General features: G+C 71.9%; 24 protein-coding genes. 14 read left to right on the plus strand and 10 right to left on the minus strand.

Features of this window, described 5'->3' with window-relative positions:
- Nucleotides 1-151: 151 nt before the first annotated feature.
- Together AB0J68_RS04040 and AB0J68_RS04045 are read right to left on the minus strand one after the other, a co-directional pair.
- Entirely contained in the window at nt 152-460 is a 309-nt protein-coding gene (locus AB0J68_RS04040) for a hypothetical protein (protein WP_363936020.1), read from the minus strand.
- A gap of 38 nt (nt 461-498) precedes the next feature.
- The gene (locus tag AB0J68_RS04045) at nt 499-2,136 is read right to left on the minus strand and encodes an ABC-F family ATP-binding cassette domain-containing protein (RefSeq protein WP_354854456.1); all 1,638 of its coding nucleotides are present in this window, start codon (nt 2,134-2,136) and stop codon (nt 499-501) included.
- A gap of 62 nt (nt 2,137-2,198) precedes the next feature.
- On the opposite strand from AB0J68_RS04045, the gene AB0J68_RS04050 reads away from it, so the two are divergent.
- The 3 genes from AB0J68_RS04050 (at nt 2,199) to AB0J68_RS04060 (ending at nt 3,803) form a co-directional block, all read left to right on the plus strand.
- Nucleotides 2,199-2,969 carry an ROK family protein gene (locus AB0J68_RS04050; protein WP_354854454.1) on the plus strand — a complete coding sequence of 257 codons (771 nt, stop codon included), beginning with the start codon at nt 2,199-2,201 and terminating at the stop codon, nt 2,967-2,969.
- A gap of 89 nt (nt 2,970-3,058) precedes the next feature.
- The gene (locus tag AB0J68_RS04055; protein ID WP_354854452.1) at nt 3,059-3,427 is read left to right on the plus strand and encodes a tetratricopeptide repeat protein; all 369 of its coding nucleotides are present in this window, start codon (nt 3,059-3,061) and stop codon (nt 3,425-3,427) included.
- A 121-nt stretch (nt 3,428-3,548) separates the two neighbouring features.
- Entirely contained in the window at nt 3,549-3,803 is a 255-nt protein-coding gene (locus AB0J68_RS04060) for a Smr/MutS family protein (protein ID WP_088987488.1), read from the plus strand.
- Between the two features lie 321 nt (nt 3,804-4,124).
- Here the strand turns inward: AB0J68_RS04060 and AB0J68_RS04065 are convergent, their stop codons facing one another.
- From AB0J68_RS04065 to AB0J68_RS04080, 4 genes are all read right to left on the minus strand, one after another.
- The gene (locus AB0J68_RS04065) at nt 4,125-4,469 is read right to left on the minus strand and encodes a toxin-antitoxin system HicB family antitoxin (protein ID WP_334498534.1); all 345 of its coding nucleotides are present in this window, start codon (nt 4,467-4,469) and stop codon (nt 4,125-4,127) included.
- Nucleotides 4,469-4,714, minus strand: a complete 246-nt coding sequence (locus AB0J68_RS04070) for a toxin HicA (protein WP_354854451.1) — start codon at nt 4,712-4,714, stop codon at nt 4,469-4,471. Before AB0J68_RS04070 ends, AB0J68_RS04065 begins: the two co-directional genes overlap by 1 nt.
- Before the next feature lie 434 nt (nt 4,715-5,148).
- Nucleotides 5,149-5,952 carry a hypothetical protein gene (locus AB0J68_RS04075; RefSeq protein WP_354854449.1) on the minus strand — a complete coding sequence of 268 codons (804 nt, stop codon included), beginning with the start codon at nt 5,950-5,952 and terminating at the stop codon, nt 5,149-5,151.
- 45 nt (nt 5,953-5,997) lie between these two features.
- On the minus strand, nt 5,998-6,174 hold the full coding sequence (locus AB0J68_RS04080; RefSeq protein ID WP_354854448.1) for a hypothetical protein: 177 nt from the start codon (nt 6,172-6,174) through the stop codon (nt 5,998-6,000).
- A 325-nt stretch (nt 6,175-6,499) separates the two neighbouring features.
- Here AB0J68_RS04080 and AB0J68_RS04085 point away from each other — a divergent pair, with 325 nt between their 5' ends.
- Together AB0J68_RS04085 and AB0J68_RS04090 are read left to right on the plus strand one after the other, a co-directional pair.
- A complete protein-coding gene (locus AB0J68_RS04085) occupies nt 6,500-7,267 on the plus strand; it encodes a hypothetical protein (RefSeq protein ID WP_363936025.1) in 768 nt (255 codons plus the stop codon).
- Nucleotides 7,268-7,283: 16 nt separating this feature from the next.
- Nucleotides 7,284-8,225 (plus strand): threonine/serine dehydratase, encoded by a 942-nt coding sequence (locus tag AB0J68_RS04090; protein ID WP_363936028.1) that lies wholly within the window; start codon nt 7,284-7,286, stop codon nt 8,223-8,225.
- Between the two features lie 4 nt (nt 8,226-8,229).
- Here the strand turns inward: AB0J68_RS04090 and AB0J68_RS04095 are convergent, their stop codons facing one another.
- Nucleotides 8,230-10,380: a tetratricopeptide repeat protein gene (locus tag AB0J68_RS04095; protein ID WP_354854443.1), complete on the minus strand. Its 2,151-nt coding sequence runs from the start codon at nt 10,378-10,380 to the stop codon at nt 8,230-8,232.
- A gap of 284 nt (nt 10,381-10,664) precedes the next feature.
- Here AB0J68_RS04095 and AB0J68_RS04100 point away from each other — a divergent pair, with 284 nt between their 5' ends.
- Nucleotides 10,665-11,156, plus strand: coding sequence for a hypothetical protein (locus AB0J68_RS04100; protein ID WP_363936030.1), 492 nt, complete (start codon nt 10,665-10,667; stop codon nt 11,154-11,156).
- Nucleotides 11,157-11,224: 68 nt separating this feature from the next.
- On the opposite strand, the gene AB0J68_RS04105 is transcribed toward AB0J68_RS04100, so the two are convergent.
- Entirely contained in the window at nt 11,225-13,645 is a 2,421-nt protein-coding gene (locus AB0J68_RS04105) for a M28 family peptidase (protein WP_363936032.1), read from the minus strand.
- Nucleotides 13,646-13,971: 326 nt separating this feature from the next.
- Between AB0J68_RS04105 and AB0J68_RS04110 the strand changes: the two genes are divergently transcribed.
- The 7 genes from AB0J68_RS04110 to AB0J68_RS04140 all read left to right on the plus strand — a co-directional run bounded on the left by AB0J68_RS04110 (nt 13,972) and on the right by AB0J68_RS04140 (nt 22,815).
- On the plus strand, nt 13,972-15,171 hold the full coding sequence (locus tag AB0J68_RS04110; protein ID WP_354854439.1) for a fused response regulator/phosphatase: 1,200 nt from the start codon (nt 13,972-13,974) through the stop codon (nt 15,169-15,171).
- Nucleotides 15,168-16,901 (plus strand): CHASE3 domain-containing protein, encoded by a 1,734-nt coding sequence (locus AB0J68_RS04115; protein WP_354854437.1) that lies wholly within the window; start codon nt 15,168-15,170, stop codon nt 16,899-16,901. Before AB0J68_RS04110 ends, AB0J68_RS04115 begins: the two co-directional genes overlap by 4 nt.
- On the plus strand, nt 16,898-17,350 hold the full coding sequence (locus tag AB0J68_RS04120; protein ID WP_354854435.1) for a response regulator: 453 nt from the start codon (nt 16,898-16,900) through the stop codon (nt 17,348-17,350). Before AB0J68_RS04115 ends, AB0J68_RS04120 begins: the two co-directional genes overlap by 4 nt.
- The gene (locus AB0J68_RS04125) at nt 17,343-18,152 is read left to right on the plus strand and encodes an inositol monophosphatase (protein WP_354854434.1); all 810 of its coding nucleotides are present in this window, start codon (nt 17,343-17,345) and stop codon (nt 18,150-18,152) included. Before AB0J68_RS04120 ends, AB0J68_RS04125 begins: the two co-directional genes overlap by 8 nt.
- A 365-nt stretch (nt 18,153-18,517) precedes the next feature.
- Nucleotides 18,518-19,480, plus strand: a complete 963-nt coding sequence (locus tag AB0J68_RS04130) for a hypothetical protein (protein ID WP_363936039.1) — start codon at nt 18,518-18,520, stop codon at nt 19,478-19,480.
- A 36-nt stretch (nt 19,481-19,516) separates the two neighbouring features.
- Entirely contained in the window at nt 19,517-21,079 is a 1,563-nt protein-coding gene (locus AB0J68_RS04135; RefSeq protein WP_363936037.1) for a fused MFS/spermidine synthase, read from the plus strand.
- A 71-nt stretch (nt 21,080-21,150) separates the two neighbouring features.
- Nucleotides 21,151-22,815, plus strand: a complete 1,665-nt coding sequence (locus AB0J68_RS04140) for a serine/threonine-protein kinase (protein WP_355064563.1) — start codon at nt 21,151-21,153, stop codon at nt 22,813-22,815.
- Between the two features lie 39 nt (nt 22,816-22,854).
- Here AB0J68_RS04140 and AB0J68_RS04145 read toward each other — a convergent pair whose 3' ends face one another.
- Both AB0J68_RS04145 and AB0J68_RS04150 read right to left on the minus strand, forming a co-directional pair.
- Nucleotides 22,855-23,523 carry a TrkA family potassium uptake protein gene (locus tag AB0J68_RS04145; RefSeq protein WP_355064565.1) on the minus strand — a complete coding sequence of 223 codons (669 nt, stop codon included), beginning with the start codon at nt 23,521-23,523 and terminating at the stop codon, nt 22,855-22,857.
- A 17-nt stretch (nt 23,524-23,540) separates the two neighbouring features.
- The gene (locus AB0J68_RS04150) at nt 23,541-24,875 is read right to left on the minus strand and encodes a potassium transporter TrkG (RefSeq protein ID WP_355064567.1); all 1,335 of its coding nucleotides are present in this window, start codon (nt 24,873-24,875) and stop codon (nt 23,541-23,543) included.
- 142 nt (nt 24,876-25,017) lie between these two features.
- Between AB0J68_RS04150 and AB0J68_RS04155 the strand changes: the two genes are divergently transcribed.
- On the plus strand, nt 25,018-26,151 hold the full coding sequence (locus AB0J68_RS04155) for a glycerophosphodiester phosphodiesterase (RefSeq protein ID WP_355064569.1): 1,134 nt from the start codon (nt 25,018-25,020) through the stop codon (nt 26,149-26,151).
- Nucleotides 26,152-26,328 lie beyond the last annotated feature (177 nt).

Raw genomic sequence — 26,328 nt, forward strand, 5'->3', positions numbered from 1 at the left:
GCGGGGGTGGGGGTGTCGCCGCGTCGGTGGCACCGGCGTGTGGCGCCTTTTTACTGTGAGTAATATTTATGACTCACAGTCATACGGCTCACTGGAGCAACACGCCTCGGCGGCGGTCGCAGCCCGTGCCGCCTCCGCAGCCGGGCACGGGTCAGCCGGAGAGGGTCCGGCGACCACCGCGGATGCGCTGGCGGGGCGGGGGAGCGGCGGCCCTCGGCCGCTTGAGGTGATAGCGGTGCAGTTCGTTGTGGCCGGGCAGGGACCGGTCCTCGCTCATCGCGACCAGTTCCCAGCCCTGGTCGCCGGCCCGGTTCAGGTGAGCCAGCGCCGTGTCGCCGTACGGCATCACGTCAACCATCGAGCCGTCCGGGCCGTACCAGACGAAGACGACCTCCCAGCCGAGGTCGTTGGTCGCCGCCTGGCGGCGGCGGACCAGCAGCGCGTACTCCCACTTGAGCATGGCGTCATTCTCACCCCGGCCCGGCCCTCCGGCACGGATCAATCCTCGGCGATCCGCCCGGCGTCGACCCGCAGCCGACGGTTCGTCTCGATGGCGGCCAGCATCCGCCGGTCGTGGGTGACCAGCAGCAGCGTGCCGGGGTAGCTGGCCAGCGCCGATTCGAGCTGCTCGATGGCGGGCAGGTCGAGGTGGTTGGTGGGCTCGTCGAGCACCAGCAGGTTGACCCCGCGCCCCTGGAGCAGGGCCAGCGCCGCGCGGGTCCGCTCGCCGGGGGAGAGGGTCGCCGCCGGCCGCGGCACGTGCGCCGCCCGCAGCCCGAACTTGGCCAGCAGGGTCCGCGCGTCCGCCGGCGACAGATGCGGTACGGCCGCGTGGAACGCGTCGATCAGCGGCGCGTCGCCGAGGAACAGTCCCCGAGCCTGGTCCACCTCGCCGACCACTACGCCCGGCCCGAGCGAGGCGGTGCCCTCGTCAAGCGGCAGCCGCCCGAGCAGTGCGGCCAGCAGGGTGGACTTGCCCGAACCGTTCGCCCCGGTCACCGCGACCCGGTCCGCCCAGTCGATCTGGAGGTCGACCGGCCCGAGGGTGAAGCCTCCCCGGCGTACCACCGCATGTCGCAGGGTGGCCACGACGGCGCCGGCGCGGGGCGCGGCGGCGATCTCCATCCGCAGCTCCCACTCCTTGCGGGGCTCCTCGACCACGTCGAGCCGTTCGATCAGCCGCTCGGTCTGCTTGGCCTTGGCGGCCTGCTTCTCGCTCGCCTCGCTGCGGAACTTGCGGCCGATCTTGTCGTTGTCGGTGGCCTTGCGGCGGGCGTTCTTCACGCCCTTGTCCATCCAGCCGCGCTGGGTGCGGGCCCGCGCCTCCAGGCCGGCCTTGGTGTCGGCGTACTCCTCGAAGTCGGCGCGGGCGTGCCGCCGCGCCACCTCGCGCTCCTCCAGATAGGCCGCGTAACCGCCGCCGTAGTGGTGCACCTGCTGCTGCGGCAGGTCCAGCTCCACCACACGGGTCACGGTGCGGGTGAGGAACTCCCGGTCGTGGCTGACCAGCACCGTGCCGGCCCGCAACCCGGTGACGAACTCCTCCAGCCGCTCCAGGCCGGCCAGGTCCAGGTCGTTGGTCGGCTCGTCGAGCAGGAACACGTCGTACCGGCTGAGCAGCAGCGACGCCAGCCCGGCGCGGGCGGCCTGACCGCCGGAGAGCCCGGTCGTCGGGTGGTCCAGGTCGACCGCGAGCCCGAGGTCGGCGCTCACCTGCTCGGCGCGTTCGTCCAGGTCCGCGCCGCCGAGGGCGAGCCAGCGCTCCAGCGCGTCGGCGTACGCGTCGTCGGCGCCCGCCGTCCCGGCGGTCAGCGCCTCGGTGGCCGCGTCCAGCGCCGCCTGGGCGGCGGTCACCCCGGTCCGGCGGGCCAGGAAGTCGCGTACGGTCTCGCCCGGTCGCCGTTCCGGCTCCTGCGGCAGGTGCCCGACGCTCGCGGTGGGCGGGCTGAGTCGCACGCTGCCGGCCTCGACCGGCAACAATCCGGCGAGGGTACGCAGCAGCGTCGACTTGCCGGCCCCGTTCGGCCCGACCAGGCCGACCACGTCGCCCGGGGCGACGACCAGGTCCAACCCGGAGAAGAGTGGGCGGTCCCCGTGCCCGGCGGCCAGGTCCTTGACGATCATCGTGGCGCTCATCAGGACGGCAGCCTATCCGGCTGCTCGCATAAGAGCCGACGGCAGCGGGCAGACTCAACGGCGTGGTGACCACTCTGGCGATCGACTGCGGTGGCGGGGGCATCAAGGCGTCGGTGCTCGACGAGGCCGGCACGATGCGCGCCCGACCGCTGCGGGTGCCGACCCCGTACCCGCTGCCTCCCGCCCTGTTCGTCCGGACCCTGCTGGAGCTGGGCGGGCGGCTGCCCACGGCGGACCGGCTGACGGTCGGCGTACCCGGGATGATCCGGCACGGCGTGGTTGTCGCCACCCCGCACTACGTCACCCGCAGCGGCCCCCGCTCCCGCATCGACCCGGACCTGCTGGCCGAGTGGTCCGGCTGGGACGCGCGAGGCGCGCTGGCCGACGCGTTCGGGGTGCCCGCGCTGGTGCTCAACGACGCCGAGGTGCACGGAGCGGGTGTGGTCGCCGGCACCGGCTGTGAACTGGTGTTGACCCTGGGAACCGGGCTGGGCAGCGCCCTCTTCGACGGCGGCGTGCTCGCACCGCACCTGGAGCTGTCGCACGCGCCGGTGCGCTGGGGCACCACCTACGACACGTACGTGGGTGAGCCGGAGCGTCGGCGGCTCGGCGACGCCTTCTGGTCCCGGCGGATCCGGCAGGTGGTGGATGGGCTGCGCCCGGTGTTCCGGTGGGACCGGCTCTACCTGGGCGGGGGCAACTCCCGGCTGATCCGGCCGGAGCAGCTGGCCCGGATGGGCGACGATGTGGTGGTGGTGCCGAACACGGCCGGGATCGTCGGCGGCGTCCGCGCCTGGGAGCTGGCCGCCGGCCGCCGGGACGCTCGCGCCTGACCCTATTTCCACCCGGGGAACAGTCGCCAAACGTCGAGTGTTGTGCCAGCGTCGGAACAGGTGACGGCGCGACCCGAGGAGGTGGGCAGATGGATCTTCTGGCGGACTACCGGCGGGCGACCATGTTCTTCGAAACCGGTGACCCGAGCCGAGCGGCCCGACTGCTGGAGCCGATCGTCGACGCCGAACCCGGCAACGCCGCTGTCCGGCAGCTGCTGGCCCGGGCGTACTTCCAGTCGGCCCAGCTCAACCGGGCCGAGGAGCAGCTGCGGGAGCTCGTCGACCGGGACCCGAGCGACCACTACGCGCACCACGTGCTGGGCCGGACGTTGGAGCGGCTGAACCGGCACACCGACGCGCTGCGGCACCTGCGGATCGCCGCAGCGATGTACGCGGCCAACGACGACTACCGGATCGCGCTGCAGCGGGTGGAGACCCGAGTGGGCGGCACGCGCTGAGCGGAGACCTGGTGACGAGGAAGGGGCGGTCCTGCGGACCGCCCCTTCGTCGTCCGGCGGACGGGCCGACGGGCGTGCCTAGGATGGCGGACATGGGACCTGACCGGCCGGGGGCTGCGGCATGAAGCTCAAGCTGGACCTGCACGACATCTTCAACAAGGGCCAGGACATCGACCGCGCGCTGCGCGGGATCATGGACGAGGCGGTGGCGAAGAAGGCCACCCTCGTGGAGATCATCCCGGGCAAGGGGTCGGGGCAGCTCAAGAAGCGGGTGCTGCGGTTCCTCGACCAGAAGGACGTCAAACAGCTCTACCACCGGGTGGAGAAGGACTCCAAGAACTTCGGCCGCCTCTTCGTCCACTTCCGCTGGAAGTAGCGACGGCATGCGCCCTGACCTGCGGCTGAGGTCTTTGGCGGCGGGTCCGAAACAAGATCATGCCGTCTCCAGGCCGTTGCCGGGCTCGGGAGCGTCCTCCGGGTCCTGGTCCTCGCCTAGCGCCTTGTCGATGACGCGGCGGGTGCGGTCCTCGCTCGTCGGCAGCAGGTGGCTCACGACGAACTAGAGGATCTGCAGATCCACCAATCAGTGCGGCTTCGCATTGACCACGGTTTCCGGCGTCGGGGCTCGCCCTGCATCGGCTGAAGTGGTATCCGACGCGGCCCGGCTTCCTTGCGGGAGCCGGGCCTTTCGCGTTGATCAGGCTGCTGTCAGCTTCCGTACGACATATTGGTTGAGGCTCAGTCCATCCTCGGCGGCATGGGTTGCCAGCTCGCGGTGCAGGCTTTCTCCGACGCGGACATTGAACTTGCCTGAGTAGCTACGTTCGGCGAATGGCTCCGGCACCTCCTCGCCTTGCTGCTCCATGTCCGCGATCACCTCACGCAGTAGCTGTTCGAGTCCCTGCAGGGCCTCGATTTGAGAGGAAGCCAGCCACGAAAGGGAAGGAAACTCAGCGCAGGTGGCGACGAACTCGTTGTCCTGGGCCGACCATGTAACGCGGTAGGTATAGTGAGTTACCTCTGGATCGGCAACGGTCTGCATCACATGGCCTCCTTCTTCTCGATCGCCTTTAGCACTTGCCGTACCTGGTATGCCTTTGCCTTGCCTCTATCGTCTTGAATATTCACGCGCGGGTCCCCCGCCCACGGCATCTTGAAAACTGCGTGGGAAGTCCCGTCTTGTCGGGGCTCCCCGAAGTAGTGCTTGCAGACCCTCTTGAGATCGTTGTAGGCGATGTTCTGCGGGTTGCTTCGCATCGCTTCTATGATCTTGTTTACCGAGGGCACGCCTCGATGGTACTACCTGTGGTACCAGGTGGCAACGCTGCCGCGTGCACGCCTACCCGCAGCACGCCTAGGCATGCTGCGGCCAGTTCTTCCGGCTGTGCCAGGGAGGGCGGGGCCTCTGGCGGGGTCCTCGGGCACTCCGGGATGTGACGCCATCCCGACCACCTCCGTCCGGGCAGGCCCCACCCACTCCACCGAGGCGCGGACGAAGGCCGACGGGATGGCTAGGGGCGATCGGATGTGGCCGGGGTGGCTGGACTGGACGGCCGAGGACGCTGAGTTGGGGCAACTTGATGCTGGTTTGACTCAACTTTGATCGCTGTGCGTAGCCTGCCAAACAAGCTTTCCTCTGTCGGAATGCCAATCGCAATCTCGTCCTTCGGAAGCATCCCCGGCAAAGATCAATGCCGCTGGAAGTAGCGGCTGTCGTCTGATCAGCCGCCGGGCCGATCGGGCGGCGGCGTTGGTGCCACGGTGACGAGCCGGGCCGTCGGTTCCAGGTTGGCACAGAGATTCCGGGGGAAGGCAGGCGCGGCCTCGCGGACCGCGTCGCACCCACCCGACGTGGTTCGGGCGACAATCGACCATCCGGCCGGCTCGTTACGCAGGAAGTAGCGCCGCACGGCGGTGTTCACCTCGCACCCAGGGCGTGGCTCGGCGCCGCACGATGTCGGGTCGTCGGCCACCGTCATGACCAGCCACGTCCCGTCGCAGGCTTCGACGTGACCCTGCGAGTGGCGGGACACGTCCATCCCGCGTACGGCCGCGCGCGTCCAGGTCGGGTCGCAGCGGTCCTTCGGTGGGTTGCAACCCAGGTTCTCGTCACACCGGGTGTAGGCGCCGTTCTTCAGCGCCCACGTCTTCTGGTTGAGCGACAGCGGACGGTCGCCGATCGGCTCCGCCGACGTGAGGGTCACCTCGGCGGGCGCGAAGGTCGGGCAGGCGCCGAACGTGTCCGACTCGGCCGATTCCTGCACGATGTTGGCGAAGATGACGCCGTTCTCCTCCTCGTGGTGGCCGACCTGGACGTTGCGCGAGCAGCCGTCGCGACCGGCGAGCGCCTTGACGTGCACGGTGACCGCCCGGTCGCCCGGACCGGGGGTCACGCCGCTCACCTCGGCCTCGTAGGTGCCCCACACGGCGGAGCCGTCTCCGGGCCTTGTCTGGGGAGCCGCGCAGGCAACCACTCCCGGCACCGCGGCAGTCAGCAGGCAGAGAACGGTGGCGAGCCGGCGCATGGGTGGCATTCTGCCCGGCCGTGCCACATTTGGTGGCCCCGCGAGTCAGGCGTCGGTGCGGGAGGTGTGCACGACCGGGCGACGGGACCAGCACTGTGGGCGCTGCCGTACGGCCAGCTCCAGAGCGAGGTGGTCGGACTCGATCATTTCCCGGGCTATTCGACGCGCCATCTCCAGGCGGTCGACGTACGCGTCAAGATCGGTCGGGCCGGCGCCAGCCATAATCGAACTCCTCGTCCGCATTCGAACTACTCGCATCATCCACCGGGGCGGGAGCCGTCACCATTCCCCGATCGGTGGAATCGACCCGCCGTACGGCCCTGTGTGACGTACCCCTGGTGGGGCCGATGGTAACGGCGCATCCGCCACCCCGCCCTTGAACTGCGGAAGTGTTCACGACATGCGCTGCGGTCAATGGTGAGGTGCGGGTTTGCCGCCGGTGGCTACATTGCACCGTGCGCGGGTCGGGGGCGCGACTTGTCCGGTGAGGGATCTTCGGTACGGGAGGACCGCCGTGCGGCAACCGAGCAGAACCGATCCGTTGTTCGTGGCCGTCGAGTCCGCGGCGATCACCCGGGCAGACGTCGCCGGGCTCGTGGCGGGGCGGATCGCCGCCGTCCGGGTGCCGGGGCTGCTGCCCGCCGCCCGCTGCCACGCGATCACCGCCGCACTCGCCGACGCGGAGATGGACCGTTACGACGAGAGCCGGGTGTTTCCCGTCGTCGCCAAGTTCGGCCCGGCCATCAACGATCACCGGGACGGCGGTGACCTGCGCGACGACTACTGGGAGGCGGCTCGTGCCGCCGAGAAGGGCTGGTCCGTGCTGGGTCTGCCGGACGCGCCGCGCGAGCTGTGCCTGGCCGCGTTCCGGTCGGCCTGGCCGGATGTGGCACCCGGGCGGCGGCAGCGGCGGGAGATGCACGTCGGCATCGTCCGCGAGATCAACGCCGGCCTGCAGATGCACTTCGACGACGCGGTCCGGGAGTACGCCGGCCGGCTGCTCGACGCGGAGGTGGTGGCCCAGTTGGCGTTCAACATCTACGTCCGGGTGCCGCCCGTCGGCGGTGAGACGGTGCTGTGGCGTCGCCGGTGGCAGCCGAGCGACGAGGACCTGCGGATTCCCGGCGGGTACGGCTATCACGAGTCGGTGGCCGACGGCGCGCAGTCGTTGACGTTGCGGCCCGAACTGGGAGAGGGATTTCTGTTTGACCCGCGTCACTATCACACGGTGCGTCCGGCGACGGATGGCCGGCGAATCTCCATAGGATGCTTCGTCGGGCTCACCGACGACGGTCGACTGGCTCTCTGGTCGTAGCGAAGGGCGTTTTCCCATGGTGGACAAGAGCGACGTCGAGGCGGCTGCGGCGCTGGTGCAGGGGCGGGTCCGGCAGACGCCGGTCATCTCCGTCGACGGCGCCGACCTGGGCGTGCCCGGTCTGCTGAGCCTCAAGCTGGAGCTGCACCAGCACACCGGCTCGTTCAAGCCGCGCGGCGCGTTCAACCGGATGCTCCAGGGTTCGCTGCCGTCGGCCGGGGTGATCGCCGCCTCGGGGGGCAATCACGGTCTCGCGGTCGCGTACGCGGCCCGGTCGCTGGGCGTGCCGGCGGAGGTCTTCGTGCCGGTCACCGCCTCGCCGGTCAAGGTGCAGCGGCTGGCCGGCCTGGGCGCGCAGGTGCGGCAGGTGGGCCAGCACTACGCCGAGGCGTTGGCGGCCAGCACCGAGCGGGCCGGCGAGACCGGGGCGCTGGTGGTGCACGCGTACGACCAGCCGGAGGTGGTGGCCGGTCAGGGCACCGTGGGTCGGGAGTTGGAACGCCAGCTCGACGGGATCGACACCGTGCTGGTGGCGGTCGGCGGCGGCGGGCTGGTGTCGGGCATCGCGACCTGGTTCGACGGGTCGGTACGCGTCGTCGCCGTCGAGCCGGAGCAGATCCCCACCCTGCACGCCGCCCTCAAGGCGGGCCGACCGGTCGACATCGAGGTGGGCGGCATCGCCACGGACTCACTGGGCGCTCGCCGGATCGGCGACATCGCCTTCGACACCGCCCGTCGTACCGGCGTGGTGTCCGTGCTGGTGCGCGACGAGGACCTGGTGCGGGCACGTCGGCTGCTCTGGTCGGAGCTGCGGGTCGCCGCCGAGCTGGGCGGCGCCGCCGCGTTGGCCGCGCTGGTCGGCGGGGCGTACGTGCCGCAGGCGGGGGAGCGCGTGGCGCTGATCGTCTGCGGTGGCAACACCGACCCGAGCGACCTGGGCCCGGGGGCGCCGCACTGACGGGTCAGCCGCCGTTGCGCAGGCGGCGCAGGGCGTGCTCCACCTGGAGGGTGTCCAGGTGGGTGTCCCCGAGCAGCCGCCGCCGGTCGGCCAGCAGGTGCTCGTACACCCCGATCGCCGCGTCGACCTGCCCGTCGAGCAGCAGCACCACGGCGAGCGTGGCCCGGATGGCGAGCACCTCGCTGCGGTCGGCGTGCCGGGGCTCCACGGTGGCCAGGGTGGCCCGCAGCTCCGCCTCCGCCTCGGCGAGGCGGCCCTGCTCCTGCATGCACCGGGCCAGCGTGTGCCGGGCCTGCCACGTTTCGGGCTGGTTGAGCGGCCACAGCCGGTAGCGGACCTCCAGGATGGCGTGCAGCATCTCCTCCGCCTCGGGGGCCCGGTGCTGCGCGAGGACGGCCAGCGCGAGGCTGTGCCGCACGATCATCGTGTCCCAGTGCTCGGGCCCGCGGACCTGGTCCTCGGCGGCGACGATCTGCCGCAGCTCCGACTCGGCCTCCGGCCACTGGCGCTGCGCCATGATCGCCTTGGTGAGCTTGTGCCGGCTGGCGAGGGTGTCGGGGTCGTCGCTGCCCAGCACGCGGGTGCGGTCGGCGATCACGTCGCGCAGCACCCGGTCGGCCATCTCCGGTTGGTTGCGCTCCAGCCAGGTGCGGCCCAGCTCGTGGCGCAACGCCAGCACCTGGGGCCGGTCCAGGTCGTGGTCGTACGCGGCGCAGCCCCGCACGATCGGGTCGAGGATGTCGAAGGCCGAGCCGGGCAGACCGATCGCGATGAGGTAGCGGGCGGTGAGCCGGGTCAGCTCCAGCGCCCGGCGTACGGTCTCGGGGTCGTGCTTCTGTCGCTGCGGCACGAGGTATTCGCGTACCGCCTCGACGAGGTGCGGCACCAGCACGTCCCAGTTGGCCCAGACCGCCGAGTCGTCCGGGCTCTGCCCCTCGGTGGCGGCGAGCAGCAGCTTCATGACCACGCCGTGGTATTCGGCGATCTGCTCGCGAACCTCGTCGCGGTCGCGGAACATCGCGTGCACCAGCGGGTGCAGCGACAGCACGTGCGCGAAGGCCGGGTCGGTGACGTCCTCCTGGACATCGAAGTCGACCAGGGCGAGGTCGCCGATGCCCTCCAGCACCTTCACCCGCTGCCGGGCGGTAAGCCCTTCGAACAGGGGCGACCCGGCCAGGATGGCCGGCTTGAGCACCACCTCGTAGGGCACCGGGGAGATGCTGAGGCAGGCCAGCACGTTGAGCAGCGGTCGGCTCTGCTGGAGCTGGCGGCGGGCCAGCAGGTCCAGTGAGATGTCGTCGACCTCGCGGACGATCTCCAGACCGAGCGACTCGTCGAGGTCGACGTCGGCGGCGTCGCGCGGCGAGCGGAACCGGCGTTGCACCGCCCAGCGGTAGTCGGCGAAGGTGGTGATGGTGGACGAGCCGCGCCAGACCGGGCTGGCGTTGACCGAGCGGAGGTAGTTGCCGGCCGCCCGCAGCGCCAGCGGCAACCCGCCCAGCTCGCGGGCCAGTTCGCGGGCGTCGTCGAGGCCGCCGGCCTGCGCGCCGGCCCGGTCGATGAGCACCTGCGCCCCGGCGTCGGCGTCGAGCGGGCGCACCTGGTGCAGAATCGACCAGGTGCCCCAGGTCGCCCGGTTGCCGTCCCGGGTGGTCACCAGGACCATCCCGTCCTCGGCCTCCGGCCTGCGCAGCCAGCCGGTGCCGTCGGCGAGCACCCCGTCGGTGGGGCCGAGCGTGCCGGGCTCGTCCACGCTGTCGAAGATCAGCAGCCAGGGCTGCTGGGCCTGGTTGAGGTAGCGCCAGACCAGGTCCGTCGCGCTGATCATGCCGGCCCACGCCTGGTCGACCTGGCTCTCCGAGGCGCCGAGCTGACTGACCACCTCGCGCATTCCGGAGTTGAGCCGGCCGGCCTGCACCCACCAGACGGTCCGGCCGTCCGCTCGGGCCCGGCGGGCGATCTCCAGGGCCACGTGGCTCTTGCCGGAGCCGCCCATGCCGCACAGGATGTGCACCGACGGCTGTTCGCCGTCGGCGTCTGCCGGATGCATGATCTCGTCGATCAGGTCGTCCCGGCCGTGCAGCGGGCTGTCCAGGCGCCCGAGTGGCGGGTCGACGGAGACGCGACTCGGTCGGTCGTAGGCCGGCCGGCGCACGCCCGCATCCTCGGGTGGAACGTCCGCAGTCAATGCGGTCCCCCTTCGGTGGCGAAATTGCGGCGCGGCGGGTGGCAGAAAAGATCATGTCCACTGAGTGGACATTCGGAGGGATAGTCACCCGCCCTACGTCAACCGCAAGGGTATCCACCACTGTGCTGGCTTGCACACTCTCCGTTTAGGTCGCCCGGCTGACCGGAATCGGCACCGGGAATTCCAATTCGCCGTCCATTCGGGCCGATCCGCCGTGCTCGTTCCTCGCGCGGCGGCTCCACGATGGACGCATGAACTGGTTGCCGTACGACGATGTGGCCGACTGGGGTTCGGTGCCGGACTGGTTCGGCGCGCTCGGCTCCATCGCGAGTGTGCTCTTCGTCTACCTCGGGCTGCGCCGGGAGATCCGCGCCCGGCGCACCGACGAGCTGCGGGTCCGCGCCACCCAGGCCCGGCTGGTCTCGGCGGTGGCCGAGATCCGGGGCAAGTCGGTGCTGCGGGTGACCGTGGCCAACGAGAGTGACGCGCCGGTCCTGGACGTGACGGCGCTGCCGCGACTGGTCCCGTCCGACGATCCGGAGGGCACCCCCGTGGACCTGGCCGGTGCGAAACAGGTCCGCCGGATCCACGGCCGGGAAAGTTCGGATCTGTTCGTCACCGTCACGGCGGAGCATCGGCTACAAGCGGCGACCGACACCGTTCTGGTGGAGCTCACCTTCACCGATCATGACGGAAACCGCTGGCGGCGTATCGGCTCCGGTCAACCCGAGCCGGTGAGCTGACCGAAACGCAATTCCAACGACTGTGGTCCGGCGGCTGATTCGTGCCGCCGGACCATCGGTTTTTCTTCTCAGAGGGGATACGTGCGGGCGACCGCCAGCATCTCGGAGCTGTGCGATCCGACGACGCCGACGGCCGGCGGCCGGGGCCGGAAGCCGGGCAGCGCGTCCAGCCCGTCACTGGCGTCCATCGCCCGCAGCGCCACCTGCGCGGCGATCGGCCGCAGCGTCAACGTGACCTCGACGCCCTCCGGCGGTGGGGCGTGGAAGACCAGTCCGAAGCCCCACCTGCCCGCGCGGGGCTCCACGGGCACCGGACGGCCGGCCACCTCGGCGCGCACCACGGTGGCGGTCGCCGTGTCGACGTGCAGGGTGGCGAGCCGGACCGCCCGCTGCGGGGTGAGCCGCAGCCGGAGCGTGCGCTCACCGCCGGCGCTGGTGTCGGCCAGCACGTCGAGCTTCGGCGCCGGCAGGTTCGCCGCCTGCGCCGGGCCGGCGCGCAGCTCCGCGTCGCCCAGGCCGGGGAAGTCGTCCGCCACGCTGGCCACCCCGTCCACGTAGCCGTCCGTCCACGGCTGCGGGTCGGTCTCGTGGCTCAGCCAGCGGGCCTGCCCGGTGCCGGCGTCCAGGGCGTACATCAGGTGGGTGGGCGCGGGGTGGGCGGCGTCGAACCGGTCCACGGCCAGCCCGACCCCGGCGAGCACCACCGCCGCCAGGGCGGCGGCCCCGGCCGGCAGCGCCGCGAGTCGTCGGGCCCGCAGCGCCACCAGGCCGCGCTGCCCGCCGGCCTGCGGGTGCAGCAGGTCGACCACCGGCAGCGCGGTCAGGCCGAGCAGCACCGCGACCAGCGCGGCCACCCCACCCATCGCCATGCCCAACGCGGGAAAGAGCAGCACCACTGTCGGCAGCAGGATCACCACGCCGGCCGCGGCGGCGGCCGTCACCGCCACCACCGGCCACGGCCCGGTCTGCCGGGTCCGCAGCGCGACCAGCCCGCCGAGGGCGCCGGCCAGGGCCGGCAGGGTGGTGAGGTACGCCCCGCCGGGCACCGCCACGGCGAGCAGCACCCCGAGCAGGGCCAGCCAGGCCAGCCCGCCGACGGCGAGCGCGGCCGGGCCGATCCGGCGGCGGACCAGCGCGTACCAGGTGAACAGGATGGCGGCGGCGAGCGCCAGCACGGCCATCCGGTACCAGATCGGCCGGTACGGGTCGAGCAGTTCGGCGTACCCCGGACGGATCGCGGTGATCGCCAGCCAGAGCAGTTGGGCGGCGACCGGCGCGGCCACGATCGGCCCGAGAGCGAGGCCGAAACCGGCGGCGAGCTGTCCCGTGCTGGCCCGACCGCTGCGGCGGGTCAGCCAACCCAGGGCCGCGACGGCGAGTACCGCGAGCAGGGCCAGCGGCAGGACGAGCCAGCCCGGGTAGCGGACCAGCCCACGCGGGACCGGGAAGTAGGTGGCGTCGTACCCGGAGCGCAGGTCGGTGAGGTCGGTGCGGCCGAACTCCCGGGCCAGGCCCAGCGCGTTCTCCCCGTGCTGCTGGAGGCTGCTCCGATCCATCGCGGCCGGGGTGTCCAGCGGCGTGTGGTAGATCGCGCCGCCGTCGATGTACGCCGAGTTCAGCCCGACGAACTTCTGGTCCAGGAAGGCGGTGAAGTCGGTGTCGTTGGGCAGCGCCCGGTAGATCTCCACCGCGAACGAGGTGCCGACCGGGTGCGGGGCGGCCCGGCCGAAGACGTCCACCAGCTTCGCGTTGTTCTTCGACGTCTCGAACATGATCACCGGGCCGGTGGAGCCGCGCGCCTCCAGGTTGAGCACCACACCGCCGTCGGCGGCGAGCGGGTGGCTCGCGGCGAACGCGGCCGCCCCGCAGAGACACGCCTCCTCGGCGTCGGTCAGCACGAAGACGATGTCGTTGCGGGGCCGGGGGCCGGTGGTCAGCGCGCGGGCCACCTCCAGGATGGCCGAGGTGCCGGCCGCGTCGTCGTTGCCGCCCGGCCCGGTCTGCGCCGAGTCGTAGTGGGCGACCAGGAACACCCGACCCGTCGGGTCGGTGCCGGGCAGTCGGGCCACCACGTTGCGCACCCGGGCCAGGGTCGCCCCGCCGGCCGCGCCACTGAGCTGGCCGGCCTCCGGCGCGACGGTGTCCTGCACCTCCGTCTCCAGGCCCAGGCCGCGCAACTGCTGCTCGACGTGCGCGCGAACCTGGTCGTTGGCCGGGCTCCCGGCGACGTGCGACCGGGCCGCGATCACCTGGACGTCCTCGTACGCCCGGGTGGCGCTGAACTCGCCCGCCGGCGCGTCCGCCGGCCTCGGCGCCGGGGTGCGCAGGTCGAGCAGGCTGCCGGCGCCGACGGCCGCCAGCGCGACCAGCGCCGCCGCGGCGGCCAGGAGCCGCCGGCGCGGTCGGGTCAGCGCACGGTCGGCCGGGGGTACGCCCGGACCCGGCCGGAGCGGTACGCCCGCCGTGACGGGGGTGGGGGGTGCGCCCATCCGAACTCCTCGAAGGTGGTGGGGCCTGGGGTGGCACCATCCTGCCCTCCGGTGGCCCGGGACGGGATGGCCGGGCGTCCACCGATCTCCCGCCCGTCGGCGGGGCGCTCGGCCACCGGGCACCGACCGGCCGTCCGTTTTGTCCCCCGGCGGGCAGTGATCCGGCCCATCCCCGCCCGTGCCGCGCCCATCGTGTTGTGTGCGACCGTTGTCTAATACAGGATCAGCAGGGCACTCGGAAGGAGCCCGACATCACCAGCGAACTCCCGCGTCTCGCGGCGGTGACCCGGCCGCACCGGGGAGGCGGCCTGGCCGCGTCCCCAGTTGTGCCGTACCCGCACGGTGGCCTGGCGCGGCACGCCAACCTGCCGCCCGGCGAGCGGTTGCGGGTGCTGCTGGTGGAGGACGACGAGGGTGACGCCTTCCTGGTCGGTGAGCTGCTCGCCGAGACGAACTCGATGATCGACCTGGTGGTCGCCACCAGCCTCAGCGAGGCGCGGCAGCGGATCACCGGCGTCGACTGCGTCCTGCTCGACCTGGGCCTGCCCGACGCGCAGGGGCTGGACGGGCTGCGCCAGGTGCTGGAGATGCCCAGTGGGGCCGCCGTCTGCGTGCTGACCGGCCGCTCGGACGAGCACATGGGCATCGTGGCCGTCGCCGAGGGCGCACAGGACTACCTGGTCAAGGGCCAGGTCGACGGGGTGCTGCTGACGCGGGCGCTGCGCTACGCGGTCGAGCGCAAGCGCGCCGACGTGAACGCCCGCCGGCTGCGTGAGGTCGAGTTGCGCCAGGCCGAGTCGGCCCGACTCGAACGTGGCCTGCTGCCCCAACCGTTGATGACGACCGACCAGGTGGCGGTGCACACCTTCTACCGGCCGGGTCGACACGCCGCGCTGATCGGCGGAGATTTCTTCGACGTGGTGCAGACCCGTCCGGACCGTCTCGACCTGATCGTCGGGGACGTCTGCGGGCACGGGGTGGACGAGGCCGCGCTCGGTGTGGAACTGCGGGTGGCCTGGCGGGCCCTGGTGCTCGCCGGGGTGCCGGACGACGAGGTGCTGCCCGCACTGGAGCAGGTGCTGATGAGTGAGCGCCGACTTCAGGAGATCTTCGCGACGGTGGCCACCACCCGACTCGACCTGGACGCCAACCGGGCCACCGTCCGACTCGCCGGGCATCCGCCGCCGCTGCTGCTCTCCGGTGGCCGGGTCGTCCCGGTGCCCGCGCCCGGCGGCCTGCTGCTGGGCGTACGACCTCGCCGGCCGATCGCCTACGACCTGGAGTTCGACACCGATGACTGGTCCCTGCTGATGTACACCGACGGCCTGATCGAGGGGCGGGTGGGCGCCGGCAACGAACGGCTCGACGTGCCGGGCCTGAGCGGGCTGCTCGACGAGCCGGCCAACCGGGAGGTGTCGCTGCCCGAACTGCCGGCCTGGCTGGTCGGTCGGGCCGAGCAGATCAACGGCGGCCCGCTCGCCGACGACGTGGCCATGCTGCTGGTCAGCCGGGGCGGTGGCCGGTGAAGCCGGTGAGCGGCGGCTGGAGTCTGCGCCGCCGGGTCATCACCCTGCTCACCGTCGTGGGCGTGCTGCTGATCGGCCTGGCCACCGCGGAGGCGGCGATGGCCGCCCGCAACCGCACCCAGATCGACGCCATCCTGAACCAGACCGGCCCGCTGCGGGTGCAGTCGCAGGAGCTGCTCAACGCGGTGCTCGACCAGGAGACGGCGGTTCGCGGGTACGCGGTCAGCGGTGACCCGGCTGATCTGAGTCCGTACGAGGCGGGGCTCGAGCAGGAGAAGGCCACCATCAGCGCGATGCGGGCGCTGCTCGACGACTACCCGCAGATCGGCCAGGAGTTGCGGGTCGTCGAGGAGAGGGCCGAGCAGTGGCGGGGGGCCGTGGCCGAGCCGGTCATCGCCACGACCGAACAGGATGGCACCCGCGCCGGCCAGGCGTTGGTCACCGAGCAGGCCCGGCAGCGGTTCGACGAGGTGCGCTCGGCCGTCGACGACCTCCAGCAGGAGATCCTGGCCGCCCGGGAGCAGTCCGCGGCGAACGTCCGCAACAGCAGCAACGTGCTGGTCATCCTGTTGATCATCGCGGCCGTGGTGGTGGTCGTGGCCGGCACGGTGCTGCTGCTCTCGCTGGACCGGATGGTGATCCGGCCGCTGACCGGGCTGGCCACCCAGGTCCGCGAGGTCGCCGAGGGCGACTACCAGCACCGCATCGCCACCGTCGGCCCACCGGAGTTCATCCGGCTCGGCGACGACGTGGACGCGATGCGCCAGAAGATCGCCTCCGACCTGGCCGAGGTGCGGGAGGCCCGCGAGCGCATCGAGTGGGTCAACAGCCAGCTCCAGAAGCAGGCCGAGGAGCTCACCCGGTCCAACCGCGACCTGGAGCAGTTCGCGTACGTGGCCTCCCACGATCTGCAGGAGCCGCTGCGCAAGGTGGCCAGCTTCTGCCAGCTGCTCCAGCGCCGCTACGCCGGGCAGCTCGACGAGCGGGCCGACCAGTACATCGCCTTCGCGGTGGATGGCGCGCAGCGGATGCAGCGCCTGATCAACGACCTGCTCGCGTTCTCCCGGATCGGCCGGCTCACCACCGGCTTCGTCGACGTCGACCTCAACAAGGTGATGGGCGACGTGGCCGGTCAGACCGAGGCTGCCCGGCAGTACGCCGACGCCGAGCTGACCTGGACCGAGCTGCCGGTGATCCGTGGCGAGGAGCCGCTGCTCACCAACCTGCTGGCCAACCTGGTCAGCAACTCGATCAAGTTCCGCCGTCCCGACGTGCCGCCGAAGGTGCACATCTCGGCCCGGCTGGTCGGGGCCGAGTGGGAGATCAGCTGCCAGGACAACGGCATCGGCATCGAGCCGGAGTTCGCCGACAAGATCTTCGTGATCTTCCAGCGGCTGCACTCGAAGGACGCGTACCCGGGCACCGGCATCGGGTTGGCGATCGTCAAGAAGATCGCGGAATATCACGGCGGCCGGGTCTGGGTGGACACCGACGTACCGGAGGGCACGGCCATCCGGTTCACCCTCCCGGCACGTCCCGAGGACGTGGAGGCGGCTGCCGCCACCGACCCCGCCGAGCAGCCGCAGCCGGCCACGCCGGGGGACACGACGCCCGCGGACGAGGCGTCGTCCGCGCTGCCGGAGCACTCCGCCGGAGCGGACCAGCCGGACCGGGCCGACGGGTCGCCGGAAAGCGGTAGAACGGGTGACATGAGGGAGACGGTGGGATGACCGCGCCGGCGGACGGCAAGAGCCCGATCGAGGTCCTGCTCGTGGAGGACGATCCGGGTGACGTGTTGATGACCCAGGAGGCGTTCGAGGAGCACAAGCTGCGCAACCGGCTGACCGTCGTCTCCGACGGCGCCGAGGCGCTCGCCTACCTGCGGCGGGAGGGCCAGTACGCCGACGCGCTGGCGCCCGACCTGATCCTGCTCGACCTCAACCTGCCCCGCCGCGACGGCCGCGAGGTGCTCGAAGAGATCAAGAAGGATGACGAGCTGCGCCGGATTCCGGTGGTCGTGCTCACCACCTCCCAGGCCGACGAGGACATCCTGCGCAGCTACCAGCTGCACGCCAACGCCTACGTGACCAAGCCGGTGGACTTCGAGCGCTTCATCGCCGTGGTCCGGCAGATCGACGAGTTCTTCGTCAGCGTGGTCAAGCTGCCGCCTCGTGGCTGACACCCTGCTCGACGACGTCGGTGACCTGCTCCTGGAGGCCGCCGACCAGGTCGTGCTGCCGCTGTTCCGCAAGCTCGACGACGCCGACGTGTCGGAGAAGGCGCCCGGCGAGGTGGTCACCGTCGCCGACCGCCGCGCCGAAGAGTTGATCTCCGCTGGGCTGCGCAGGCTGCGGCCGGGCTCGACGGTGGTGGGGGAGGAGGGTGTCGCCGACGATCCGGGGCTGCTGCGGCACCTGCGCGACAGCGGAGACGTGTGGCTGGTCGACCCGGTCGACGGCACCGCCAACTTCGCCGCCGGCCGCCGGCCGTTTGCCCTGATGGTGGCCCTGCTGACCGACGGCCGCCCGACCGCCGGCTGGATTCTCGACCCGTTGGCCGGGACGCTGGCCGCCGGTCGGGCCGACGAGGGCACCCTGGTCAACGGCCAGCCGGTCGACGTCGCCGACGCCGTGCCGCCACTGGGCGACCTGCGCGGCGCGGCGATGACGCGGTTCCTGCCGGCGGAGGCCCGCGACCGGGTCCGCGCCGGCGGTCGGCGGCTCGGCGAGCTGCTGCCCGGCCAGCACTGTGCCGGCCGGGAATACCTCGACATCCTCACCGGCGAGCAGCAGTTCACCCTCTTCTGGCGCACCCTGCCGTGGGACCATGCGCCGGGCACCCTGCTGGTCCGCGCCGCGGGGGGTGTCGCCCGCCGGTTCGACGGCGTCGACTACCACCCGGCCGACGATGGCCGCGGGCTGCTGGTCGCGGCCAACGAGCAGGTCTGGGCCGAGGTGCACGAGGCCCTGCTCGGCTCCTGATCCGCACACCGCGCGACGTCCCCAGACCGTGTGACGGACGTCCGCGCCGCGACTCCAGGCCGTCGACGACGACGGCCGTGGGGCGTCTCCGCCCGGTGTGCGACGACGGCCAGCGCGGCATCGGCGCGCAGTGTGCGACGACGGCGGCACGCTGTGTCGACACTGGGGCCGGCGGGCGGTCGCGGGGCTGGTCACCGGCGCGCGTTCCGGTATTGTGACCGGCGGTCTCCGCCAGCAGGCCGCCGACCGGCGCCGGCGGGGACGCCGCCGCGCAGAGGTCACCGGGGGCCGGCGGTCGACGGAAGGACGCTGTCGTGCCCAGGACCAGGCTCAGCCAGCGGCGCGTTCGCCGCGTACTGCTCCCTCTGCTCACCGCCTTCGCGCTGGTGCTCGCCGGCGGGGTGCCCGCGTACGCCGAGCCCGGTGAGGGCGGCACCAAGAAGCTGCAGGACGCGCTGGAGCTGACCGCCAAGGGTCACATCGAGGCCAAGGCCAAGCTGGACAACTCCAAGCGCCGGCAGACGGCGTTGACCGGCGAGCTGAAGGCCGTCGAGGTTCGGCTGGTCGGGCTCACCGCCCAGGTCGGCGAGGTGGCCGCGCAGTCGTACCGGGCCGGTCGGCTCACCCCGACGGCGATGCTGCTCAACACCGCCACCCCGCAGGCGTTCCTGCAACGGGCCGCCGACCTCGACCTGATGGCCCAGCGGGACAGCAAGCGGCTGCGCGATCTCACCGAGGCCCGGCAGCAGGCCCAGCAGGCCAAGATCGCCATCGACACCGAGGTCCGTGAGCAGCAGAAGCAGCTCGCCGTGATGGCGAAGAAGAAGAAGGAGGCCGAGGCGGCTCTCGCCGAGGTCAGCTCGGGCAGCAGCAACGGTTTCAGCGGCGGCAGCTCCACGTCGGCGAAGCCCGCGCCGCGCAACTCCGACGGGTCCTGGCCGTCGGAGTCCTGCTCGGTGAAGGACCCGACGACCTCGGGCTGCATCACCCCGCGCACCCTCAACGCGCTCAAGCAGACCCAGGCCGCCGGCTACAAGCGGCACGTCTCCTGCAAGCGTGAGGGCGGCGGCGGCGAGCACCCGAAGGGGCGGGCCTGCGACTTCTCGGCCGCCACGAACGGCTTCGAGGACAAGAACGCGACCGGCGGCGACAAGGCGTACGGGGACAGCCTGGCCGCCTGGCACGTGCGCAACGCCGACCGGCTGGGTGTGCTCTACGTGATCTGGTACCGGCAGATCTGGCATCCGGGCACGGGCTGGCGGTCGTACAGCGGCAGCGGCAGCCCGGCCGCCAGCCACACAAACCATGTTCATCTTTCGATGTACTGACCCGAAGCGCCCGCTTCGCTGCGTACCATCGCGACGATGAGCTCCCCACCGTCCGACGTCGCGACCACGCCGGTCTCCTCGGGCCCGTCCGTGCCGGTCACCGGCCGGGCGCTGCCCGGCGGCCTGGCCGCCTTCCTGGTCTTCTTCGCAAGCGGCGCCGTGCTGGTGCTGGAGACGGTCGCGCTGCGCCTGGTCGGCCCGTACGTCGGGGTGACCCTCCAGGTGACCAGCTCGGTCATCGGCATCGCGCTGGCCGCGATCGCGTACGGGGCCTGGGCCGGCGGCTGGCTCGCCGACCGGCGTGACCCACGCGGCCTGCTGGCGCCCGCCCTGGTGCTGGCCGGGATCGCCACCGCAGTGACCCTGCCCGTGGTGCGCTACGCCGGGGAGGTCCTGCGGGGCGGGGCGGCCAGCGCCATCCTGCTGCTGGTGGCGCTCGCCGTGTTCGTGCCGGCGGCGCTGCTGGCCGCGGTCACCCCGCTGGTGGTGAAGCTCCAGCTCGCCGACCTGCGTCGTACCGGCCAGGTGGTCGGCCGGCTGTCCGGCATCGGCACCCTGGGCGGCATCACCGCCACCCTGCTCACCGGGTTCGTGCTGGTCGCCGCCCTGCCCAGCACGGTCATCCTGCTGTCGCTGGCGGTGGCGCTCGGGCTGGCCGGCATCGGCCTGGGGTGGTATCTGCGGCGGCAGGCGCGCACCGACCTGCCCGGTCCGGCCCGTACCCGGGCCGCGCTGGCCGTCCTCGGCCTGCTCGGGGCGGGGCTGACCACCGTCGCGCCGAACCCGTGCGACATCGAGACCGCGTACCACTGCGCCCGGGTCACCACCGACCCGCTCCGGCCCAGCGGCCGGACGCTGCTGCTCAACTCGGCCCAGCACTCGTACGTCGACCTGGCCGACCCGAAACACCTGGAGTACGCGTACACCAAGTGGATCGGCGCGGTCGCCGACGTGGCCGCGCCGGCCGGGCAGCGGTTGGACGCGCTGCACCTGGGCGGCGGCGGGTTCACCGTGCCGACGTACCTGAGCGCCACCCGACCGGGCACCGACAACGTGGTGTTCGAGATCGACGGCGGGCTCGTCGAGCTGGGCGAGCGGGAACTGGGCGTACGCCCGGGGCCGGGCCTGCGAACGGTGGTGGGCGACGCCCGCATGCTGGTCGCCGGTGAGCCGGCGGACAGCCGCGACCTGGTCGTCGGCGACGCGTTCGGTCACCTGGTGGTGCCCTGGCACCTGGCGACCCGGGAGATGGCCGCCGAGATCCGGCGGGTGACCCGCCCCGGCGGCGTGTACGTGCAGAACGTCATCGACTACCCGCCGCTGCGGTTCATCCGCGCCGAGCTGGCCACGGTGGCCGCCGAGTTCACCCACGTCGCGTTGATCGCCCCGCCGGAGGCGCTCGCCGAGGAGCGGGGCAGCAACTTCCTCATCGTCGGCTCCGACGCGCCGTTGCCGCTGGCCGCCGTCCGCGCCCGCCTCGACGAGGTCGACCGGAGCGTCAGCCTGCTCTCCGGCGCGGGCCTCACGGAATTCGTCGGGGAGGCGACGGTGCTGACCGACGACTACGCCCCGGTGGACCAACTGCTGGCGACCGCCTGAACGGGTGATATTCCTGACCGATTCCGATCCTTCAGGTGTAGCCCGGTCTCCTGCGGGCAACAACGGCCACCATGGGCGGTGGGGACCGGAACGGCGCACAACTCCTCGATGAGCGGTACCGGCTCATCGAGCAGCTCGGCGCGGGCGGCATGTCGGTGGTCTGGCGCGGTTACGACGAGGTGCTGGGCCGCCAGGTCGCGGTGAAGGTGCTGGCCTCGCGGCTGGCCAGCGACCGGGCCTTCCGGCACCGGATCCGCATCGAGGCGCAGGCCGCCGCGCGGCTCTGCCACCCCAACATCACCAACGTGTACGACTACGGCGAGTCCCACCAGGTCGGCATCACCGTGCCGTACGTGGTGATGGAGCTTGTCGACGGCGGTTCGCTGGCCGGCCGACTGGGCCGGGAGGTGCGGCTGCCGTGGCGTGCGGCGGTGACCATCGGCGCGGAGGTCAGCTCGGCGCTGGCCACCGCGCACGCTCGCGGGGTCGTGCACCGCGACGTCACCCCGGGCAACGTCATGCTCACCTCGACCGGGGTGAAGGTGGTCGACTTCGGCATCTCCGCGCTGGTCGGGGAGAGCGAGAAGGGGCCGGACGGCGCGCTGCTCGGCACGCCCGCGTACCTCGCGCCGGAGCGGCTGGACAACGGCCAGGTCTCCCCGGCCACCGACGTGTACGCCGTGGGGCTGCTGCTCTACCGGATGCTCACCGGCCGGCTGCCGTGGGAGGCGAACACGACCACGCAGATGCTGCGTGCGCACATGTACAGCGACCCGGACCCGATGCCGGCGGTGCCCGGACTGCCCGACGCGGTGACCGACCTGGTGCGGCGCTGCCTGGCCAAGCGCCCCGCCGACCGGCCGACCACCGCCGAGCTGGCCCGCACCCTCGCCGAGGCGGCCGGCATGCTGGCGGCGGTGCCGGTGTCGCCGGCGGCCGGTCCACTGGATCCCGCCGAGCTGGCCAACGCCGGCACCACGATCCTGCCCTGGTCGGCGGAGACGGACGCGCTTCCGCTCTCGCGTACCCGGCGCAGCCGCGACCGACGGGTGAACCGGCGGCGGCGGCGGGTGGAGGCCGGGGTGGCAGCCGTCGGGCTGATCGCGGTCACCGGGGCGATGTGGGGGTTCACCTCCCGCAGCCCGGCAAGCGGCGAGGACCGGCCCACGACCGAGGCGCGGATGGGCCTGCCCGAGACGGCCCCCTGCGAGGTGGCGTACGCGCTGCGCACCGACTCCGGCAAGGACTTCACCGCCGAGCTGACCCTGACCAACACCGGTGACCGCGAGCTGCGCGACTGGACGATGAACTTCACGTTCCCCGGGCAGCAGACGGTGACGAAGGCGGAGCCCGCCCCGGTGCAGCAGCAGGGCGGATCGGTGCAGATCCGGCCCGCTGCGCAGCGGACGATTCTGGCGCCGGGCGCGGCCGAGAAGCTCACCCTCGCCGGGACGTACAAGGGGGCTAACCCGTTGCCGGTGGAGTTCCGGCTCGGCGACGCGACCTGCAGGGTACGCGTCTCCGGGGTGGCCGGGACGACCCCGTCCACGGCCCCGCCGAGCAAGGCTGCCCCGACGAAGGCCCCGACGAAGGCACCGACCAAGAAGACGACGGTACGCAGCGGCTCCGGCGGTGCCGCGCCGAAGCCCAAGCCCCCGAAGCCCGCCAAGGCCCCCGCGAAGGAGCACGCGAAGCCGACCGACGCCAAGGGGCCGGGTGGTCCGGGAAAAGGGTGAAGGCGCCCCATAAGCGCGCCGCGCACCACAAATGAGGCGTCAGCGTCGCCCCGCGAACCGCTGCACCTGGTCGATCCCACCCTCCACGACCAGCACCCCGCCCTGCTGCAGCTCGGTGTCGTCCGAGGCGTACCGGAAGCGTTCACCCGGCACCTTCGCGCCGATCACCCGGACCCCGTAACGCTCCTCCGGGCGCAGGTCGAGCAGGGTACGACCGGCCAGCGACTGTGGCACACGGACGGTGGCGATCGCGAAGTCGTCGTCGAACTCGATGAAGTCGAGCAGCCGGCTGACGATCAGGTGGGCCACGCGGTCCCCGGTCTCCGCCTCCGGAAAGATCACGTGGTGCGCGCCCACCGACGACAGGATCTTGGCGTGCTTCTGCGAGGTGGCGCGGGCCCAGATCTGCGGCAGACCCAGCTCGACCAGCGCCAGCACGGTGAGCACGCTCGCCTCCACCGAGGCCCCGATGGCCACCACGGCCCGGCCGAAGCTGGTGACGCCGAGCTGCCGCAGGGCGCCCTCCTCGGTCGTGTCCGCCTGGACCACCCGGTCGAGTTGGGTCGAGAAGCGCTGCACCTGATCCGGGTCGCGGTCGATGGCCAGCACCTCACGGTCCATCCGGGTGAGAGCGCCGGCCAGGTGGCACCCGAACCGACCCAGCCCGATCACCACGATGCCGCTGCCGTCCGATCGTCTCGCCGACACCTCGACCCTCCTTCTCGTCAGCCGACAATGGGTTGTTCCTGGGGATAGCGATAGAGCCTGCGCCGGGTGTTCAGGGCGATCGCCGACCCGAGGGTCAGCGGCCCGACCCGGCCGATGAACATCAGCACGGTCAACACCACCTGGCCGCTGGGCGGCAACTCGCTGGCCAGGCCGATGGTCAGCCCGGTGGTGCTGAACGCGGAGGTGACCTCGAACAGGGCGGCGATGAACCGCACGCCCTCGGTGAGCAGCAACAGGAGCATCGTTCCGGCCGTGACCAGCGCGACGCTGAGCAGGGCCACGGTGATGGCCTGCCGCTGGCTGGCGGTGGCCACCCGGCGGTGCCCGACCGTCACGTCGGGCTCGCCGCGCAGCTCCGCCCAGATGGTGAACGCCAGGAGGAAGAACGTGGACACCTTGATTCCACCGGCCGTGCTGGCGCTGCCGCCGCCGATGAACATCAGCACGATCAGCAGCGGGTAGCTCTCCTCCTGCAGGTCCGTGATGTTCAGCACGTTGAAGCCACCGGTACGGCTCAACGCGATCTGGGTGAAGGACGCGAGCACCTTGCCCTCGGCGTCGTACAAGCCGATGGTGCTGACGTTGGTCCACTCGGCGGCGAGCAGGCCGACGACGCCGAGGATCAGCAGCGCCACGCTGCCCCAGATGGTCAGCTTGGTCGCCACCGCCCAGCCCGCCGGCCTGCGCCACTCGCGCACGGCCTCGAACAGGGCCGGAAACCCGAGCCCGCCGACGATGGCGCCGAACGCCAGCGGCAACGACACCCACGGATCGCGGTCGAAGGCCAGCAGCCCGTCCGAGTAGAGCGAGAAGCCGCCGTTGTTGAACGCCTGGACGGCGTGGAACACGCCGGACCAGAGGGCCCGACCGGGCGTGTAGTCGTACGCCCACCAGAGGCGGCCGGCGACCAGCGCGGTCATCACCGCCTCGCACGCGAAGACGGTGACCGCGATCCGGCGCAGCAGCCGGGCCACGTCACCGACCCCGAACTCCGCCGTCTCGGCCTGCACCAGCAGCCGGTTGCGCAGCCCGAGCTGGCGGGAGACCACGAGGATGACCAGCGCCGCGACGGTGAGGATGCCGAGACCACCGAGCTGGGTGAGCAGGGTGATCACCACCAGGCCCCAACCGGACCAGTAGTTGGGGGTGTCAGTGACCGCCAGGCCGGTGACGGACACCGCCGAGGTGGCGGTGAACAGGGCGGTGACCAGGGGCGGACGCTGGTGCTGGATGGTCGACCAGCGCGCCAGCAGCAGCGCGGTGCCGAGCAGGATCGGCACCAGGAACCCCAGCGGCACCAGCCGCACGGGGTTGCGGAGTAACCGGCGCACCAGACAATCTTCCTTTTCCGGGTGGCCGCCCGAGTGGGAACGCCCATTCCGGAGATTCACCTGCCGGCCAGTCATCGACCAACTTCCGGTCAATCGCGGGCGGTCTGCTGTCTGCGACATCCCTCGATGACAGGAGACGGCGTTGCGACGTACCCTCTCGATTTTCGGTGTGGCCGGCGCGCTGCTCGCCGCCACCGCCGTGGCCGTGCCCACCCTGGCCGCCGCCGACCCCTCGACCGGGGTCGACCGCGCCCGAGGCAACGACCGGCCGATCGTCATCGGTCACCGGGGCGCCAGCGGCTACCGGCCGGAGCACACCCTGGAGGCGTACCGGCTGGCGATCCGGATGGGTGCCGACTACGTCGAGCCGGACCTGGTGTCCACCTTCGACGGTGTCCTGGTCGCCCGACACGAGAACGAGATCTCCGGCACCACCGACGTGTCGACGCACCCGGAGTTCGCCGGCCGGAAGACGACGAAGACCATCGACGGGGTCGCCGTGACCGGCTGGTTCACCGAGGACTTCACCCTGGCCGAGCTGAAGACGCTGCGGGCCAAGGAGCGGCTGCCGCAGGTCCGCGTGGCGAACACCGCCTTCGACGGACGCTTCGAGGTGCCCACCCTCCAGGAGGTCATCGACCTCGCTCGCACCGAGGGGCGGGCACGGGGCCGCACCATCGGCATCTACCCGGAGACCAAGCACCCGACCTACTTCACGTCGATCGGCCTGCCGCTGGAGGAGCCGCTGCTGAAGGTGCTGCGGCAGAACAAGCTGGACCACCGGAACTCGCCGGTCTTCATCCAGTCGTTCGAGACGGCCAACCTGCGTCGCCTGAGCCGGATGACCGACGTGAAGCTCGTTCAGCTGCTCGACGCCACCGGCCGTCCGTACGACTTCACCGTCGCCGGCGACACCCGCAGCTACCAGGACCTCGCCACGGCGGCTGGCCTGAAGTGGATCGCCGGGTACGCCGACGGCATCGGGGCGAACAAGAACCTGATCGTGCCCCGCGACGCCGCCGGCAAGCTGCTCGCCCCGACGAACGTGGTGCGTGACGCGCACCGCGAGCGGCTGCTCGTGCACGCCTGGACGTTCCGCGCGGAGAACCAGTTCCTCCCCGTGGACTTCCGGATCGGCACCGACCCGAACGCGCGCGGCGACATCACGGCCGAGTACGAACTCTTCCTCGGCCTGGGTCTGGACGGCGTCTTCAGCGACCACCCGGACACCGCCGTCGCCGCCCGCGCCGGCCTCTCACCCCCTGCGAGCCGCTGACCCCCTGCGAGCCGCTGACCCCTGCGAGCCGCTGACCCATCGCGAGCCTCGGCCCGGAGCTGACCCGCTCCGAGCCGACCACCGGGCCGATCACGCCCGGCGACACCCGCAGCTACCAGGACCTCGCCACGGCGGCTGGCCTGAAGTGGATCGCCGGGTACGCCGACGGCATCGGGG

Origin of the sequence: Micromonospora sp. NPDC049580 (genome assembly GCF_040675595.1) — a bacterium.
Classification (GTDB): Bacteria; Actinomycetota; Actinomycetes; order Mycobacteriales; family Micromonosporaceae; genus Micromonospora.